The organism is Geobacillus sp. C56-T2 (assembly GCF_007829715.1).
Taxonomy (GTDB): domain Bacteria; phylum Bacillota; class Bacilli; order Bacillales; family Anoxybacillaceae; genus Geobacillus; species Geobacillus icigianus.
Genome location: NZ_VJWB01000001.1, coordinates 1,159,620 through 1,174,510 on the forward strand (window position 1 = coordinate 1,159,620; position 14,891 = coordinate 1,174,510).

Genomic DNA, 14,891 nt, shown 5'->3' on the forward strand with positions numbered 1-14,891 from the left:
CATGAAGTGGTGGACGGCTGTCGTGATGGCGGCGGCGATCGTGCTTGGCGGAATGCCGGCAGCGGCCGCGCAAAATCCGACGGTCGCCGATTGTCTCAAGCATCCGGACGCGTGCGGACCGGACGTTCCGGCTCGTGGATCGGAAACAGCGCCCGCTCCCGCAGCGGATGCCGTTTCCGCCTCCGATGTGCTCCGTTTGATCGGAGCGACCGCTTTTGTTCTCCTGCTTCTTTATGCGCTCTTGAAATGGCTTGGCCGCCGCCAGCTGTTGTTGTCGAACTCCAAAGGTGTCATCGAGCATCTGGGCGGAACGAGCGTCGGGGCGAACCGCTCCGTTCAGTTGGTGAAAGTTGGGCGCCGGCTGCTTGTCATCGGCGTTGCCGACTCCATTCAACTGCTTCGGGAGATCGAGGATGAGGAGGAAATCAGCGAGCTGTTGGCTCAACACCGCAACCGGGTGGAACGAATGACGGAATTTGGCCGGTTTGGCGTCCGCCTTCGCGAACAGTGGATGGCCAAAATGAAGGGGGAAACCGACTCCTCCCGGCCGTTTTCGGCGCTGTTGACTGAGGAGATGAAGCGAATGGCTGAAAAGCGGAACGAATGGCTCAAGCGCGTGAAAGAGAAAGGGACGGGCGGCGATGAATGAATTCGTCCATATGTTTCAGTCGATGGCTCCCGAACACGTCTCGACATCGGTGAAGCTGCTGCTGTTGCTAACGGTTTTGTCGATTGCTCCCGGCATTTTAATCATGATGACTTGTTTTACGCGCATCGTCATTGTGTTGTCGTTCGTGCGCACGGCGCTCGGGACGCAACAAATGCCGCCGAACCAAGTGCTCGTCGGGCTCGCCTTGTTTTTAACCTTTTTCATTATGGCGCCGACATGGAAAGAAATCAACGACCAGGCGCTACAGCCGCTGTTCAATGACCAAATCAACTTGGATGAGGCGTACGAGCGGGCCGCGGTTCCGCTGAAGCAATTTATGAGCGAGCATACAAGGCAGGAAGATTTGGCGCTGTTTTTGTCTTACAGCGGCGCCGAGCAGCCAAAAACGGTCCGCGACATTCCTTTGTCTGCGCTTGTGCCGGCGTTTGCGATCAGCGAATTGAAGACGGCGTTTCAAATGGGATTTATGCTTTTCATTCCGTTTCTCGTCATCGACATGATTGTCGCGAGCGTCCTCATGTCGATGGGGATGATGATGCTGCCGCCGGTGATGATTTCGCTGCCGTTTAAAATTTTATTGTTTGTTCTCGTCGATGGATGGCATTTAGTCATCAAATCATTGCTGCAAAGTTTTCAATAAAAGAATTGGGTGGCGTGGATGAGTGCGGATTTGATCATTCGCCTTGCTGAACAAGGGATTTATATGACGTTGGTCGTCTGCGGGCCGCTGTTGCTGTTGTCGCTTGTCATCGGGCTTGTCGTCAGCGTGTTTCAGGCCGCGACGCAAATCCAGGAGCAGACGCTCGCCTTTGTGCCGAAAATTGTCGCCGTTTTGCTTGGATTTGTGTTTTTTGGCCCGTGGATGCTCTCGAAAATGGTGTCGTATGCGCACGATATTTTGAACAATCTTGCTTCATTTATAGGCTGATCGGCGATGGAACAACTATGGACTTATTTTCCGGCGTTTTTGCTCGTCTTTGTGCGCACCGCTTCGTTCTTTGCGGCGCTGCCGCTCTTTTCGTACCGGGCGGTGCCGACTGCTTACAAAATCGGCTTGGCGTTTTTTTTCAGCTGGCTCGTTTTTTGGGCGCTGCCCAAATCACCGGTGGCGCTTGACGGCGTTTACGTGTTGCTCGTCTTGAAAGAGGCGCTCATCGGCTTAGGGCTCGGGCTGCTGGCGGCGATCATCATGGCCGCGGTGCAAATCGCCGGCGGGCTGATCGATTTTCAAATCGGGTTTGCCATCGCCAATGTGATCGATCCGCAAACGGGGGCGCAAAGCCCGCTGCTCGGCCAATATCTTCATTCGTTGGCATTGCTCTTGTTGCTTTCGCTCGACGGCCACCATTTGTTGCTTGACGGCCTCTTTTCCAGCTACCACTGGCTGCCGCTTGATCAGTGGCCGCATGTGGCCGATGGACGGGCAGCGGACTATATGGTGCGCTTGTTCGCGGCGATGTTCGCCGCCGCGGTGCAAATGGCCGCCCCGCTCGTCGGTTCGCTCTTTTTGGTCGATGTGGCGCTTGGCCTAGTCGCCCGAGCGGTGCCGCAAATGAACATTTTTGCTGTCGGTTTTTCTGTCAAGACAGCGGCGGCGTTTTTGCTGTTGACGGCGGCGATCGGCACGATGCTGCTTTCTGCGCGCGGACTGTTCCAGCTCATGTTTTCTTCGCTGCGCGGCTTCATGCAGCTGTTGGGGGGCTCGTAAGATGGGCGAATGGCGGCTTGATTTGCAGTTTTTTGCTGGTGAAAAAACGGAAAAAGCGACGCCGCGCAAACGGCAGGAAGTGCGCGACAAAGGTCAGGTGGCCAAAAGCGCCGATTTGGTCGCGGCCGCTGTGCTGCTCGGCGCGTTTCTCGCCCTGTTCCTAGCCGGAGGATACGAGCGCGACGGGTTGCTTCGCCTGTTTGCCCGCGCGTTGACCGATTACGCCACGACACCGCTGACGATCGATTCGCTTCACCTTCTGTTTCTTGACTGGCTTCGCCACGGAGCCTTGCTGTTGGCGCCCATCTTTGCTGCGGCGGTGTTTGCCGCTTGGTTGGCCAACTTTTTGCAAATCGGCGCCCTTTTTACCGTCGAACCGCTGAAAATGGACTGGAATCGGCTCAACCCGGTGCAAGGGGTGAAGCGGCTCTTTTCGTTGCGCGCGGTCGTGGAGATGGTAAAGTCGGTATTAAAGGCGGGCGTGATCGGCGCAGTCGTGTTCGCCGTGCTGTTGGCGGAAAAAAGCAAGCTGTTGGCGCTTGTGGCGCAGCCGGTCGCCGGCGCGCTTGCCGAAATCGGCAGCTTGACCGTGAAAATGGGGTTATATGCCGCTGTGGCGCTCTTGTTTTTGTCATTGTTTGATTACTTGTACCAACGATTTGAATTTGAAAAAAACATTCGCATGTCCAAGCAAGACATCAAAGACGAGTATAAAAAGACGGAAGGCGACCCGCTCATCAAATCGCGCATCAAGCAAAAGCAGCGCGAAATGGCGATGCGGCGGATGATGCAGGAAGTGCCCAAAGCGGATGTCGTCATCACCAACCCGACGCATTATGCCGTTGCCCTCCAGTATGAAGATGGCAAGATGGAAGCGCCGGTCGTCGTGGCGAAAGGAGCGGACTATATGGCGCTGAAAATCAAGGAAGTGGCGAAAGCCCACGGCGTGGTGACCGTGGAGAATCGTCCGCTGGCGCAGGCGCTCTACCGCCAGACGGAAGTCGGCGACATGATTCCGGAGGCGTTTTTTCAGGCAGTGGCGGAAATTTTGGCATACGTCTATCGGCTGAAGCGAATGTAGCATCAGGGAGAGAAGGGAATGCAAGCGCAAATCAAAGACTTGTCGGTGTTATTTCTTGTCGTGCTCATCGTCGCCATGCTCGTCATCCCGCTGCCGACGTGGCTGTTGAGCGTATTGATCATCATCAATATTTCTCTTGCTTTGCTTGTGCTGCTGACGGCGATGAACACGAAAGAGCCGTTGGAGTTTTCCGTCTTCCCGTCTTTGCTGCTCGTGTTGACGTTGTTTCGGTTAGGGCTGAACGTGTCGACGACGCGTTCGATTTTAAGCACAGGGAAGGCGGGCGGCGTCGTCGAGACGTTCGGGACGTTTGTCGTCGGCGGCGATGTCGTCGTTGGGTTTGTCGTGTTTTTGATTTTGGTCATTATTCAGTTTATCGTCATCACGAAAGGGGCGGAGCGCGTCTCTGAAGTGGCGGCCCGCTTCACGCTCGATGCCTTGCCGGGCAAGCAGATGAGCATTGACGCTGATTTAAACGCCGGCATGATCTCGGAGCAAGAGGCGCGCAGGCGGCGGGAAAAAGTCGCGCGCGAGGCCGATTTTTACGGGGCGATGGACGGAGCAAGCAAATTTGTCAAAGGGGATGCCATCGCCGGCATCATTATCGTCGTCATTAACATGCTGTTTGGCATGGTGATTGGTGTTGTCGAGCAAGGGATGGAGATGGCCGAGGCGGCGAAGCGTTATACGCTTTTGACGGTCGGCGACGGCATTGTGAGCCAAATTCCGGCGCTGCTCATTTCGACCGCCACCGGCATCATCGTCACCCGGGCGGCGTCAGACAGCAATTTAAGCGGCGATATTATGCGCCAGCTGTTCGCTTTTCCGAAAATGCTGTATGTGACGGCGGGAACGATTTTTCTGCTCGGTTTGTTTACGCCCATCAACGACGTCTTGACGATGTCGGTGGCCGGTCTGTTGGCGTTGGGCGGCTATCGGTTTATGGAGCAGCAAAAGCAGAGTGAGGCGCTGGCTGTTCCGCCTGAAGAGGAGGCGGCCGCTGCCGACGAATTGAAAAGCCCGGAAAGCGTCGTTCAGCTGCTGCACGTTGACCCGATCGAATTTGAGTTCGGCTATGCGCTTATTCCGCTTGCCGATGCCAATCAAGGCGGCGATCTGCTTGACCGGATCGTCATGATCCGCCGCCAGCTCGCGCTTGAGCTCGGCATCGTCATTCCGGTTGTGCGCATTCGCGACAACATTCAGCTTCAGCCGAATGAGTATCGAATCAAAGTAAAAGGAGAGGAAGTGGCGCGCGGCGAGCTGCTGCTTGATCATTATTTGGCGATGAGTCCCGGCGTTGATGACGATTCCGTCGATGGCATTGAAACGGTCGAGCCGGCGTTCGGTCTCCCTGCCAAATGGATTTCCGAGGCGGTCAAAGACCAAGCGGAGATGCTCGGCTACACGGTCGTCGATCCGCCGTCGGTCGTCTCCACGCATTTGACGGAAGTGCTGAAAGCTCATGCCCACGAACTGCTTGGGCGCCAAGAGACAAAACAGCTGATCGATCATTTGAAAGAGTCGCATCCGGTGCTTGTCGATGAGGTGACGCCGAATCCGCTGTCGGTGGGCGATATTCAAAAAGTGCTGGCCAAGCTGTTAAAAGAGAAGGTATCGATTCGCAATTTGCCGCTCATTTTTGAGGCGCTCGCCGATTTTGCCCGCCTGACGACCGATGCCGATTTGTTGGCGGAATATGCCCGCCAAGCGCTCGCGCGGCAAATTACGAAACAGTATGCCGTGCCGGGTGAACCGCTGCGCGTCATCACGCTGTCCGGAAAAGTGGAAAAGATGATTGCCGACGCCGTGCAGCAAACGGAGCATGGCCGCTATTTGGCGCTCGATCCAGCCCGGATGCAGGCGGTGGTGGACGCGGTCGCCCGCGCGCTCGACCGCTATCCGTTTTCCGGACAAACGCCGATATTGCTTTGCTCCCCCGCGGTGCGCATGTACGTCCGCCAGCTGACCGAACGCACTTTTCCGGCTGTTCCGGTGCTGTCATACAACGAACTGGAAGCGGACGTTGAAGTCCAAAGCGTAGGGATGGTGGAAGTGGAATGAAAGTGAAAAAGTTTATCGCCCCGTCCATGAACGAAGCGATGAAACAAGTGCGCGCTGAGCTGGGACGCGACGCGGTCATTTTGCGATCAAAAGAGATCCAAACGGGCGGTTTGTTCGGGTTGTTCGCCAAAAAAAAGGTGGAAGTGCTGGCCGGCGTTGATCCGGATCCGCTGCCGCGGCGCCAGCTGGAGACGGCCTTGTTCGAGCGGCCGCCGGCGACCGCGCCGGAAAAAGGGGACCGATCGTTTGCCGATGAGCTGGAGGAACTAAGACGGTTCATCGGTCAGCTGAGTGAACGGCGGCTTGCGCCGGCTTACCCGCCGCCGCTTGCGGCCATTGAACAGCGCCTGATCGACCAAGGGCTGGCCGATGGCTACATTCGCGAAGTGATGGAGCGCTTGCTGGAACGGTGGTATGCCAATCCAAGCGGGCGTTCGTCCGCGGCGGCCGCCGGGTGGGCGAAAGAGGCGGTGCGCAGCTTATTGTCTTCGCTTCCGTTTGCCGGAGCGGCGCAAGCGAAAAAGTATTGGATTTTGCTCGGCCCAACCGGGGTGGGAAAAACGACAACGCTCGCCAAAATCGCGGGGCGCGCTGTGCTGGAACAAGGAAAGACGGTTGGGTTTATCACGACCGATACGTATCGCATCGCCGCCATTGACCAGCTGAAAACGTATGCGCATATTTTGGACGCCCCGTTGGCGGTATGTTATAACGGCGAAGAGTTTCGGGAGGCGAAACGAAAACTGGCCCATTGCGATCTTGTGTTTGTCGATACGGCTGGCCGCAACTTCCGCGATCCGCAATATATCGATGAGCTGCAGCAAACGCTGGAATTCGACAGCGAAACGGAAACGCTTCTCGTGTTCGCCGCCACCGGCAAGTATGAAGACATGAAGGCGATTTACAGCCGCTTTTCCCGCCTTCCGATTGACCGGTTGATTGTGACGAAGCTCGATGAAACCGATTCGTTTGGCGCGATCGTCAACGTGCTGCTCGACAGCCGCCTTGGCGCCGCCTATTTTACGAATGGGCAAAACGTCCCAGACGACATGGTGGACGCGTCCGCCGAGCGGCTTGTTCATTTGTTGTTGGGAGCGGAGGGCGCATGAGCGATCAAGCGGAGCCGCTTCGCCGCGGGCTGCGCCGCCGACAATGGGCGCCAGAGCCGCGGACGATCGCTGTCACGAGCGGAAAAGGCGGGGTTGGCAAATCGAACGTGTCTCTCAATTTTTCGCTGTCGCTTTCTCAGCTAGGCGCGCGCGTGCTGCTATTCGACATGGACATCGGGATGGGCAATATTGATATTTTGCTTGGCCAATCACCTTCGCTGACGCTCGCCGATTGGGTTTCCGAGCGGATGCCGCTCGCGGAGCTGGTGAAAAGCGGCCCGGAGCAGCTTTCGTATATCGCCGGGGGGACGGGGGTGATGCAGTGGCTTTCCATTGACGCTGCCGGCATCGATGAGTTTTTGGCCGAACTGCAAACCGTCGCCTCCTCGTACGATTATCTTCTGTTTGATATGGGAGCGGGCGCTTCCAAAGAACAGCTGTATTTTTTGCGCTCGGTCGATGAGGTGTTCGTTGTCACCACGCCGGAGCCGACAGCCATGACGGATGCGTACGCCATGATGAAATATATGCACGGATCCGGCTGCCAAGCGCCGTTTTCCGTCATCGTCAACCGCGCCGCCAAGGAGTGGGAAGGGCACGAGGTGTTCGGACGGCTGAAGCACGCTGCCGACCGCTTTTTCAATAAAGACATTTCCTTGCTCGGCATCGTTCCCGAAGACCGGGCGGTTGCCCGCGCCGTCGCCAGCCAGACGCCGTTTTTGCTGCTCGAACCGGAAGCGAAGGCCAGCCGGGTCGTGCGTCAGATGGCGCGCCGCTATGCGCCGGGCGGAAAAAGGGAGGAGGAACGGGCCGGGCGGGCTTCCCGCTTTTTTGCGAAGCTGCGCCAACTTTTGCTAGAAAGGTAGAGAAACGATGAAAACAATCAAGGTGCTTGTCGTCGACGACTCCGCGTTTATGCGCAAATGCATCAGCGATTTTTTGTCCGAACATCCGCGGCTTGAAGTTGTTGGAACGGCTCGCAACGGCCAAGAGGCGCTCGCCAAAATCGCTTCCCTTTCTCCCGATGTCGTGACGTTAGATGTTGAAATGCCGGTCATGAACGGGCTCGACACGTTACAGCAGATCATGCGCGACCGTCCGTTGCCGGTTGTGATGGTGTCGAGCATGACGACCGAAGGCGCGGCGGCGGCCATTGCCGCCATGCAGCATGGGGCGGTTGATGTGATCGCCAAGCCTTCTGGACCGATTTCCCTTGATTTGTACAAGATCAAAGAAGAACTGATACGAAAAGTGCTCCATGCAAGCGAAGTGAATATCCGCGCCCTTGTCGCCCAACGCCGCGTCCCGGTGCGGCACCGTTTCTCCGCTCAAGCGGCGGGGGGACAGAAGGCGGTTGTGGCCATCGGCACCTCGACAGGGGGACCGCGCGCCCTTGAAGTGGTGCTGACGCAGCTGCCGCCGGATTTAGCGGCCCCGGTTCTCGTCGTCCAACATATGCCAAAAGGATTTACGAAATCGTTGGCGGACCGGCTCGACACGCTTGCAACCATGACGGTGAAAGAAGCGGAGGAGGGGGAACGGCTGCAAAACGGCACTGCTTATATCGCTCCGGCCGGTGTCCATCTCGTTGTTTGTAAGGAAAACGGCGCGCTCCAAGCTCGCTTGGACGAGTCGCCGCCGCGCGCCGGCCATCGTCCGGCCGTTGACGTATTGTTTGAATCGCTTGCCACCATTGACGACGTCCGCAAAGTGGCGGTGGTCATGACGGGAATGGGGACGGATGGGACGGCAGGGCTGAAAAAGCTGAAAGAAAGCGGCAATGTCAAGGCGATTGCCGAAGCGCGCGAGACGGCGGTCGTGTACGGGATGCCGCGAGCGGCGATCGAAGCTGGCGTCATCGATGTCATCGCCCCGCTTGCCGATATCGCCGCCGCCATCGTTCAATCGATCGGGGAATGAGGGGGAACACGGCATGGATATGAGTCAATATTTAGATCTTTTCATTGACGAAAGCAAAGAACATTTGCAAACGATCAACGAACGGCTGCTCGAACTGGAAAAGAGTCCGGATGATGCCGCCATTGTGAACGAAATTTTCCGCGCTGCCCATACGCTAAAAGGCATGTCCGCGACGATGGGGTTTGAAGATTTGGCTAATTTGACGCACCAAATGGAGAACGTGTTGGACGGCCTGCGCAATCGCCGGTTTTCGGTGACGCCGGAGCTGCTTGATGTGATTTTTGAGGCGGTCGACCATTTAGAAGCGATGATCGTTTCCATTGCGACGGGGGGCGACGGGAAGCGCGATGTGAGCGAGACGGTCAGTCGGTTGCGTCAAATCGAGCAAGGGGAGACGCCGGAGGGACCGGTCGACGCAGCAGCCCCGTCTCCGGAGCATGCCTACGGGGAGTTTGAGTATCACGTTCTCCAGCAGGCGCAGGAACAAGGATTTTCTGTCTATGAAATTCGCGTTCGGCTTCGCCAAGACTGCTTGCTGAAAGCAGCGCGCGTCTATATGGTGTTTGAGCGCCTGAATGAAGCCGGAGAAATTGTCAAATCGACGCCTTCCGTCGACTTGCTTGAAGAAGAGCAATTTGATCAAGAGTTTCTTGTCACGGTTGTGTCGAAAGTGCCGGCTGATGAGCTGCAAAAGCAGTTGATGAGCATTTCCGAAGTTGAGCAAGTGGAGATTGCGGCGGCGGCGGTCGGAGAGCGGACGGAAGCGGCGGGAGAGAAAGCGGCGCCGGAGCCGCTTGGCGTAGCCGCGGCGGAACAGGCGGCCGCGCAAGCCGAAGCGGAAGCGCCGGAAAAAACGCCGGCGAAGCAGGCGGCGAAAACGATTCGCGTCAACATTGAACGGCTTGACCGGCTGATGAATTTGTTCGAAGAATTGGTGGTGGACCGCGGTCGGCTTGAGCAAATTTCCCGCGATTTGAATCACGCCGAATTGACGGAGACGGTGGAACGCATGTCCCGCATTTCGAGCGATTTGCAAACGATCATTTTGAACATGCGCATGGTGCCGGTCGAAACCGTGTTCAATCGCTTTCCGCGCATGGTGCGCCAACTCGCCCGCGACCTTGGCAAAAAGGTGCGGCTTGAGGTCATTGGCGCAGAGACCGAGCTCGATCGGACCGTCATTGATGAAATCGGTGATCCGCTTGTTCATTTGATTCGCAATGCGCTCGATCACGGCATTGAAGCGCCCGATGTTCGGATGGCGCACGGGAAGCCGGAGGAAGGGCTCGTTCAATTGCGCGCCTACCATAGCGGCAACCACGTTTTCATTGAAATCGAGGATGATGGCGCCGGTATTTCCCGGGAGAAAGTGCTGCAAAAAGCGATCAAACGCGGCATCGTTTCGCCGGAAGCGGCGGCCCAGCTCACCGACCAGCAAATTTACGGGTTGATTTTCGCCCCGGGCTTCTCCACGGCGGAGCAAGTTTCCGATATTTCGGGGCGCGGCGTCGGGCTCGATGTCGTCAAAAGCACGATCGAATCGCTCGGAGGCGCCGTCACTGTCGATTCAGAGCCGGGAAAAGGATCGCTGTTTTCGATTCAGCTGCCGCTGACGCTGTCGATTATTTCGGTGTTGCTCGTCCAAATCGCTGAGGAAACGTATGCCATTCCGCTGTCTTCGATCATCGAAACGGCGCTCGTGAAAAAAGAAGAGATTTTCTCCGCCCATAATCAACCGGTCATTGATTTTCGCGGCAAAATCGTCCCGCTCGTCCGGCTGAAAGAGGTGTTTGATGTCCCGCACGCCTCCGATGACGGTGAGGCGGTGGCGGCTGTCATTGTCCGCAAAGGAGAAAAACTGGCGGCCCTAGCCGTTGATTCGTTTATCGGGCAGCAGGAAGTCGTGTTGAAATCGCTCGGAAACTATTTATCGTCGGTGTTCGCCATCTCGGGGGCGACGATTTTGGGCGACGGCCGAGTGGCGCTCATCATCGATTGCAACGCGCTTGTGAAATAAAGCGGCGTAAAGAGCAAACGCCAGGCGCTTGGACGCCGTTTGTTTGAGCAGCCTGTGGAATAAAGGGGGAAGATGGGATGACGGCCAGCGTACAGATGGACTGGAAAGTGATTGCTTTTCGCTTAAAGGATGAGGAGTATGCCCTCCCGGTGCAATACGTGCGCTCGATCGAGAAAATGCAGCCGATCACGCGCGTGCCGGGCACGCCCCAGTATGTCAAAGGGGTCATTAACTTGCGCGGCGTCGTGACGCCGATCATTGATTTGCGCGAACGGTTCGGCTTCGCCCCTGAACCGTACAACGAGCAGACGCGAATCATGATCGCCGCCCTTGACGATGTGGAAGTCGGGTTCATCGTCGATGCGGCGAACGACGTTCTCGATTTGCCGGCCTCGAGCATCGAGCCGCCGCCCGAAGCGGTTGGCGCTGTGGAGGCGAGCTACGTTTCTGGAGTGGCAAAAATCGGAAATCGACTTCTCATCTTGCTTGACTTGGCGAAGGTGCTTGAGCGATAAACTCGGGAGAGGGGCGTTGACGGTTGGATGATGTCCGCAGCTTGACAGGAACACATATCGATATTTTGCGCGAAATCGGCAATATTGGCGCTGGCAACGCCGCCACAGCCTTGTCGCTTCTATTAAACAAAAAAATCGAGATGTCGGTGCCGCGCGTCCAAATCGCGACGTTCGCTGAAATGATGGAGCTGATCGGCGGGCCGGAGCAAGTGGTGGCGTGCGTCTATTTGCGGATCGAAGGGGAAGCGCCGGGGAATATGTTCTTCGTGCTGCCGCCGGAGCAGGCGGAGCGGTTTGTGCGGCGCATGATCGGCGACGATTCGTTTTCGTTTCAGGACGGGGCCGATGAGCTTGGATGTTCGGCGCTCCAAGAGCTCGGAAACATTTTAACCGGCTCGTATTTGTCGGCGCTTGCTGATTTTACACAGCTTGCGCTCCATCCTTCGGTGCCGGCGCTGGCGATCGATATGCTCGGAGCGGTGTTGTCGTTCGGTTTGCTGGAGCTGTCGCGCGCTGGTGATTACGCCATTTTGATCGATACGGCCATTTACGATGAACGGCGGCCCAATGAAAGCATTGACGGCCATTTCTTTCTCCTTCCCGATCCGGAATCGTTTTCCACCATCTTTCGTGCGTTAGGTGTGAGCGGCGGATGAGCATTGTGCAGGCTGTGAAAATCGGCATCGCTGAAATGGAGGTCGTCAAAGCGCCGAACGTCATTCGTACATGCGGCCTTGGATCGTGCGTCGGCGTGGTCATTTATGACATCGGCAAAGCGGTGGCCGGCATGGCGCACGTGATGCTGCCGCATTCCTCGATGGCGCGCGGCGGGGACATCAACGTTGCCAAGTACGCCGACACGGCGGTGGAAGCGCTCATTCGGCTCGTCGTTGCCGCCGGGGGGCGGAAGGGAATGTTGAGAGCGAAGCTGGCCGGCGGAGCGCAAATGTTTTCGTTTTCTGCGGCCGGCGGAGATATGATGCGCATTGGCGCCCGCAATGTCGAAGAAGTCAAAAAACAGCTCGAACGGTTTCATATTCCGGTTGTCGCCGAAGATGTCGGAGGCCATAACGGCCGGACGATTGAGTTTCATCCGCAAACAGGCGTGCTGTCCATTCGCACGGCTAGCCAGGAACTCAAGGAAATATAACACCGTTGTGCAAGACGAGGGGGAGAATGATGGGGAGCGCGCTAAAAGGTGAAGAGCGGAAATATTGGGATGACTGGGTCAACCGCCGCGACCGTCATGCGGCCGAGGAACTTGTGGTGCGCTATATGCCGCTCGTTTCCTACCACGTGCAGCGGCTTGCCGCTACGCTGCCGAGCTCCGTGCCCAAAGAGGAGCTTGTCAGCTTGGGGCTTGTCGGTTTGTACGATGCGCTTGAAAAGTTTGACCCATCGCGCGATCTCAAGTTTGACACGTATGCCTCGTTTCGCATCCGCGGCGCCATCTTGGACGGTTTGCGCAAGCAAGACTGGCTGCCGCGGAGCGTGCGCGACAAAGCGAAAAAAATCGAAGAAGCGGCGGAGCGGCTTGAGCAGCAACATATGCGGTCGGTGACGGCAAAGGAAATCGCCGCCGAGCTTGGCATGACGGAGGATGAAGTGCAGGCGGCGGCCGGCGAGACGCTGTTTTCTCATTGGCTGCCGCTCGGCCAGACGGCGGCTGAAGAAGAGGACGAAGCGTTTTCGATCCGGGATGATCGTGCCGTGCTGCCGGAAGAACAGGTCGTCAAGCAGGAGCTGGTGGAAAAGCTGGCCGAGGGCATCAAACAGCTGAATGAAAAGGAGCAGCTTGTCATCAGTTTGTTTTACAAAGAGGAGTTGACGTTTACGGAAATCGGGAATCTTCTACGCTTGTCCACATCAAGAATTTCCCAAATTCATGCCAAAGCATTGTGGAAATTGCGCCGCTTTTTCGATATACAGCGGTGATGGAAAGGGAGCGGGAAGATGGACGTTCAACTGCCGGCGCTGCAAAGCGTGATGCCGAAAGCGCCCGAAGCTGGAAACATGCAGGCCGCCGCGGCGCAGCATCCGTATACGGTGCAGGCGCAATTGGCGGCTGCAGCCGAAAAACAGAGGGAACAGGCGCGCCGCCGGGTGACCGACAAGCGGACGAACGACCGGGCTCGGTGGGAGGCGTCGCGGTTCGGAAGTCATCCGTATAAAGGAAAAACGATCGATCTTAAAGGATAGTGACCATCATGGAAGCGTTTTGGCTTGTCATTAGTCTGCTGTTGCATCTCTTTTCTTTTTTGTTGATTGTGTTGCTTTTTCTGCGGTTATCGCGGCTTAAAGAGGCCGAAGCGCGCGCTACGGAGCTTGAAGAGGCGATGGCGGCGCAGCTCGCTCTCTGGAAAGAAGAAAACGACCGTTTTTTGGCCGAGCTTGACCGCTTGCTGAACAACAAGGAGGCGTCGGCGGCGAGCCCGATACCGCCTCCGACCGGCCTGCTCACTGAAGAGGAGTCGCCCGCTGCGATGAGCGCGCAGCAGCATGGCCAACCGGCGACGCGGACCGAAGAAGGCGCAGCGCTGCCAAGGGACGGTGAACGCGGCGCGGAACTTGGGCGAACCGCTCGAGGGAATCGTTTGGCATCCGATGTGACGGATGGTGAAACGGAACAACCGATGCAGGCGGGCGCCCCAACGAGCGAGGCTCAAGAGCAGGAAGAACGTGAGGCACCAAGTGACTTCCTGCCGGTCGAGGCCATCGAAGATGTGCTTGATTTGTCCCCGTTGGCTCAGTCCGCCGAGCTCGTTCTCCGCCGCTATGAACAAGGAGCGACGGTCGAAGAGCTCGCCAAACAGCTTGGCAAAGGGAAGACAGAAGTGGAGTTGCTGCTGAAATTCGCGAGAAAAACGAGCCAGTGAGCGAATCATTGCTTGATTTGCACCCGATAAATATGATATATTTTTACATGGTGTGAATACACACGCCTGATGATTCCGGCAACGGTGCTGGTGCAGCCAGTCTTGCTGGGGGATGAGGCAGGCGGAGGAACGAAAACCATCAAAGAAACAGGAGGATTATTCATGTCGGTTATTTCCATGAAGCAATTGCTCGAAGCTGGCGTCCACTTTGGACATCAGACGCGCCGTTGGAACCCGAAAATGAAAAAATACATTTTTACGGAGCGCAACGGCATTTACATCATCGACTTGCAAAAAACGGTGAAAAAAGTCGAGGAAGCGTATCACTTCGTCCGCGACTTGGCGGCGAACGGCGGCAAAATTTTGTTCGTCGGCACGAAAAAACAAGCGCAAGAATCCGTCAAGGAAGAAGCGGAGCGCTGCGGCATGTTTTATGTCAATCAGCGCTGGCTCGGCGGCACGCTGACGAACTTCGCGACGATCCAAAAACGGATCAAGCGGCTGCGCGAAATTGAAAAAATGGAAGAAGACGGCGTATTTGACGTTCTGCCGAAAAAAGAAGTCATCGGCTTGAAAAAAGAAAAAGAGCGGCTCGAGAAATTTTTGGGCGGCATTAAAGACATGAAAGAGCTGCCGGATGCGTTGTTCGTCATCGACCCGCGCAAAGAGCGGATCGCGGTGGCGGAGGCGCGCAAGTTGAACATTCCGATCATCGGCATCGTCGACACGAACTGCGATCCGGATGAAATCGACTACGTCATCCCGGCCAACGATGATGCCATTCGCGCGGTCAAGCTGTTGACTTCGAAAATCGCCGACGCTGTCTTGGAAGCGAAACAGGGCGAAGAGGCGGCCGTCGCAGCGGAGTAATGGCGCTCACGAAAGGTGATAAGAGGGAAAGCCTTTTATCACCTTTTTTTGAGACAGAAAC

General features: G+C 56.7%; 17 protein-coding genes. All 17 read left to right on the top strand.

Annotation, left to right across the window (positions count from 1 at the left end; translation table 11 throughout):
• The first annotated feature begins 1 nt into the window (after position 1).
• The 17 genes from fliZ to rpsB all read left to right on the top strand — a co-directional run bounded on the left by fliZ (position 2) and on the right by rpsB (position 14,830).
• Positions 2-649, top strand: coding sequence for a flagella biosynthesis regulatory protein FliZ (fliZ, locus tag GC56T2_RS05950; protein ID WP_370454560.1), 648 nt, complete (start codon positions 2-4; stop codon positions 647-649).
• Positions 642-1,310 carry a flagellar type III secretion system pore protein FliP gene (fliP, locus tag GC56T2_RS05955; RefSeq protein WP_144973749.1) on the top strand — a complete coding sequence of 223 codons (669 nt, stop codon included), beginning with the start codon at positions 642-644 and terminating at the stop codon, positions 1,308-1,310. The genes fliZ and fliP overlap by 8 nt, the downstream gene beginning before the upstream one ends.
• 18 nt (positions 1,311-1,328) lie before the next feature.
• Positions 1,329-1,598 (top strand): flagellar biosynthesis protein FliQ, encoded by a 270-nt coding sequence (gene fliQ, locus GC56T2_RS05960; RefSeq protein ID WP_033023029.1) that lies wholly within the window; start codon positions 1,329-1,331, stop codon positions 1,596-1,598.
• A 6-nt stretch (positions 1,599-1,604) separates the two neighbouring features.
• Positions 1,605-2,378, top strand: coding sequence for a flagellar biosynthetic protein FliR (gene fliR / locus GC56T2_RS05965; RefSeq protein ID WP_144973751.1), 774 nt, complete (start codon positions 1,605-1,607; stop codon positions 2,376-2,378).
• Position 2,379: 1 nt separating this feature from the next.
• Positions 2,380-3,459 (top strand): flagellar biosynthesis protein FlhB, encoded by a 1,080-nt coding sequence (gene flhB, locus GC56T2_RS05970; protein ID WP_144973754.1) that lies wholly within the window; start codon positions 2,380-2,382, stop codon positions 3,457-3,459.
• Between the two features lie 18 nt (positions 3,460-3,477).
• On the top strand, positions 3,478-5,523 hold the full coding sequence (gene flhA, locus GC56T2_RS05975; RefSeq protein ID WP_144973756.1) for a flagellar biosynthesis protein FlhA: 2,046 nt from the start codon (positions 3,478-3,480) through the stop codon (positions 5,521-5,523).
• Positions 5,520-6,632 carry a flagellar biosynthesis GTPase FlhF gene (gene flhF / locus GC56T2_RS05980; protein ID WP_144973758.1) on the top strand — a complete coding sequence of 371 codons (1,113 nt, stop codon included), beginning with the start codon at positions 5,520-5,522 and terminating at the stop codon, positions 6,630-6,632. Before flhA ends, flhF begins: the two co-directional genes overlap by 4 nt.
• Positions 6,629-7,498, top strand: coding sequence for a MinD/ParA family protein (locus GC56T2_RS05985; protein ID WP_144973760.1), 870 nt, complete (start codon positions 6,629-6,631; stop codon positions 7,496-7,498). The genes flhF and GC56T2_RS05985 overlap by 4 nt, the downstream gene beginning before the upstream one ends.
• Before the next feature lie 7 nt (positions 7,499-7,505).
• Positions 7,506-8,552 carry a protein-glutamate methylesterase/protein-glutamine glutaminase gene (locus GC56T2_RS05990; protein ID WP_144973762.1) on the top strand — a complete coding sequence of 349 codons (1,047 nt, stop codon included), beginning with the start codon at positions 7,506-7,508 and terminating at the stop codon, positions 8,550-8,552.
• Between the two features lie 13 nt (positions 8,553-8,565).
• Positions 8,566-10,569, top strand: a complete 2,004-nt coding sequence (locus GC56T2_RS05995; protein ID WP_144973764.1) for a chemotaxis protein CheA — start codon at positions 8,566-8,568, stop codon at positions 10,567-10,569.
• Positions 10,570-10,646: 77 nt separating this feature from the next.
• Positions 10,647-11,084 carry a chemotaxis protein CheW gene (locus GC56T2_RS06000; protein ID WP_144973766.1) on the top strand — a complete coding sequence of 146 codons (438 nt, stop codon included), beginning with the start codon at positions 10,647-10,649 and terminating at the stop codon, positions 11,082-11,084.
• 23 nt (positions 11,085-11,107) lie between these two features.
• Positions 11,108-11,740, top strand: a complete 633-nt coding sequence (locus GC56T2_RS06005) for a chemotaxis protein CheC (RefSeq protein ID WP_144973768.1) — start codon at positions 11,108-11,110, stop codon at positions 11,738-11,740.
• Complete coding sequence (locus GC56T2_RS06010) at positions 11,737-12,234, top strand: chemotaxis protein CheD (RefSeq protein WP_033023057.1); 498 nt, start codon at positions 11,737-11,739, stop codon at positions 12,232-12,234. The genes GC56T2_RS06005 and GC56T2_RS06010 overlap by 4 nt, the downstream gene beginning before the upstream one ends.
• Positions 12,235-12,263: 29 nt before the next feature.
• Positions 12,264-13,019 (top strand): FliA/WhiG family RNA polymerase sigma factor, encoded by a 756-nt coding sequence (locus GC56T2_RS06015; RefSeq protein WP_144973770.1) that lies wholly within the window; start codon positions 12,264-12,266, stop codon positions 13,017-13,019.
• Positions 13,020-13,037: 18 nt separating this feature from the next.
• Complete coding sequence (locus GC56T2_RS06020) at positions 13,038-13,283, top strand: hypothetical protein (RefSeq protein WP_144973772.1); 246 nt, start codon at positions 13,038-13,040, stop codon at positions 13,281-13,283.
• Between the two features lie 8 nt (positions 13,284-13,291).
• The gene (locus tag GC56T2_RS06025) at positions 13,292-13,960 is read left to right on the top strand and encodes a hypothetical protein (RefSeq protein ID WP_144973774.1); all 669 of its coding nucleotides are present in this window, start codon (positions 13,292-13,294) and stop codon (positions 13,958-13,960) included.
• Positions 13,961-14,122: 162 nt separating this feature from the next.
• Positions 14,123-14,830, top strand: coding sequence for a 30S ribosomal protein S2 (gene rpsB / locus GC56T2_RS06030; RefSeq protein WP_033023265.1), 708 nt, complete (start codon positions 14,123-14,125; stop codon positions 14,828-14,830).
• Positions 14,831-14,891 lie beyond the last annotated feature (61 nt).

Bases quoted from the DNA above. Each gene is read 5' to 3' on its own strand.
- fliZ (WP_370454560.1), top strand. From the start codon at position 2: ATGAAGTGGTGGACGGCTGTCGTGATGGCGGCGGCGATCGTGCTTGGC.
- fliP (WP_144973749.1), top strand. From the start codon at position 642: ATGAATGAATTCGTCCATATGTTTCAGTCGATGGCTCCCGAACACGTC.
- fliQ (WP_033023029.1), top strand. From the start codon at position 1,329: ATGAGTGCGGATTTGATCATTCGCCTTGCTGAACAAGGGATTTATATG.
- fliR (WP_144973751.1), top strand. From the start codon at position 1,605: ATGGAACAACTATGGACTTATTTTCCGGCGTTTTTGCTCGTCTTTGTG.
- flhB (WP_144973754.1), top strand. From the start codon at position 2,380: ATGGGCGAATGGCGGCTTGATTTGCAGTTTTTTGCTGGTGAAAAAACG.
- flhA (WP_144973756.1), top strand. From the start codon at position 3,478: ATGCAAGCGCAAATCAAAGACTTGTCGGTGTTATTTCTTGTCGTGCTC.
- flhF (WP_144973758.1), top strand. From the start codon at position 5,520: ATGAAAGTGAAAAAGTTTATCGCCCCGTCCATGAACGAAGCGATGAAA.
- GC56T2_RS05985 (WP_144973760.1), top strand. From the start codon at position 6,629: ATGAGCGATCAAGCGGAGCCGCTTCGCCGCGGGCTGCGCCGCCGACAA.
- GC56T2_RS05990 (WP_144973762.1), top strand. From the start codon at position 7,506: ATGAAAACAATCAAGGTGCTTGTCGTCGACGACTCCGCGTTTATGCGC.
- GC56T2_RS05995 (WP_144973764.1), top strand. From the start codon at position 8,566: ATGGATATGAGTCAATATTTAGATCTTTTCATTGACGAAAGCAAAGAA.
- GC56T2_RS06000 (WP_144973766.1), top strand. From the start codon at position 10,647: ATGACGGCCAGCGTACAGATGGACTGGAAAGTGATTGCTTTTCGCTTA.
- GC56T2_RS06010 (WP_033023057.1), top strand. From the start codon at position 11,737: ATGAGCATTGTGCAGGCTGTGAAAATCGGCATCGCTGAAATGGAGGTC.
- GC56T2_RS06015 (WP_144973770.1), top strand. From the start codon at position 12,264: ATGGGGAGCGCGCTAAAAGGTGAAGAGCGGAAATATTGGGATGACTGG.
- GC56T2_RS06020 (WP_144973772.1), top strand. From the start codon at position 13,038: ATGGACGTTCAACTGCCGGCGCTGCAAAGCGTGATGCCGAAAGCGCCC.
- GC56T2_RS06025 (WP_144973774.1), top strand. From the start codon at position 13,292: ATGGAAGCGTTTTGGCTTGTCATTAGTCTGCTGTTGCATCTCTTTTCT.
- rpsB (WP_033023265.1), top strand. From the start codon at position 14,123: ATGTCGGTTATTTCCATGAAGCAATTGCTCGAAGCTGGCGTCCACTTT.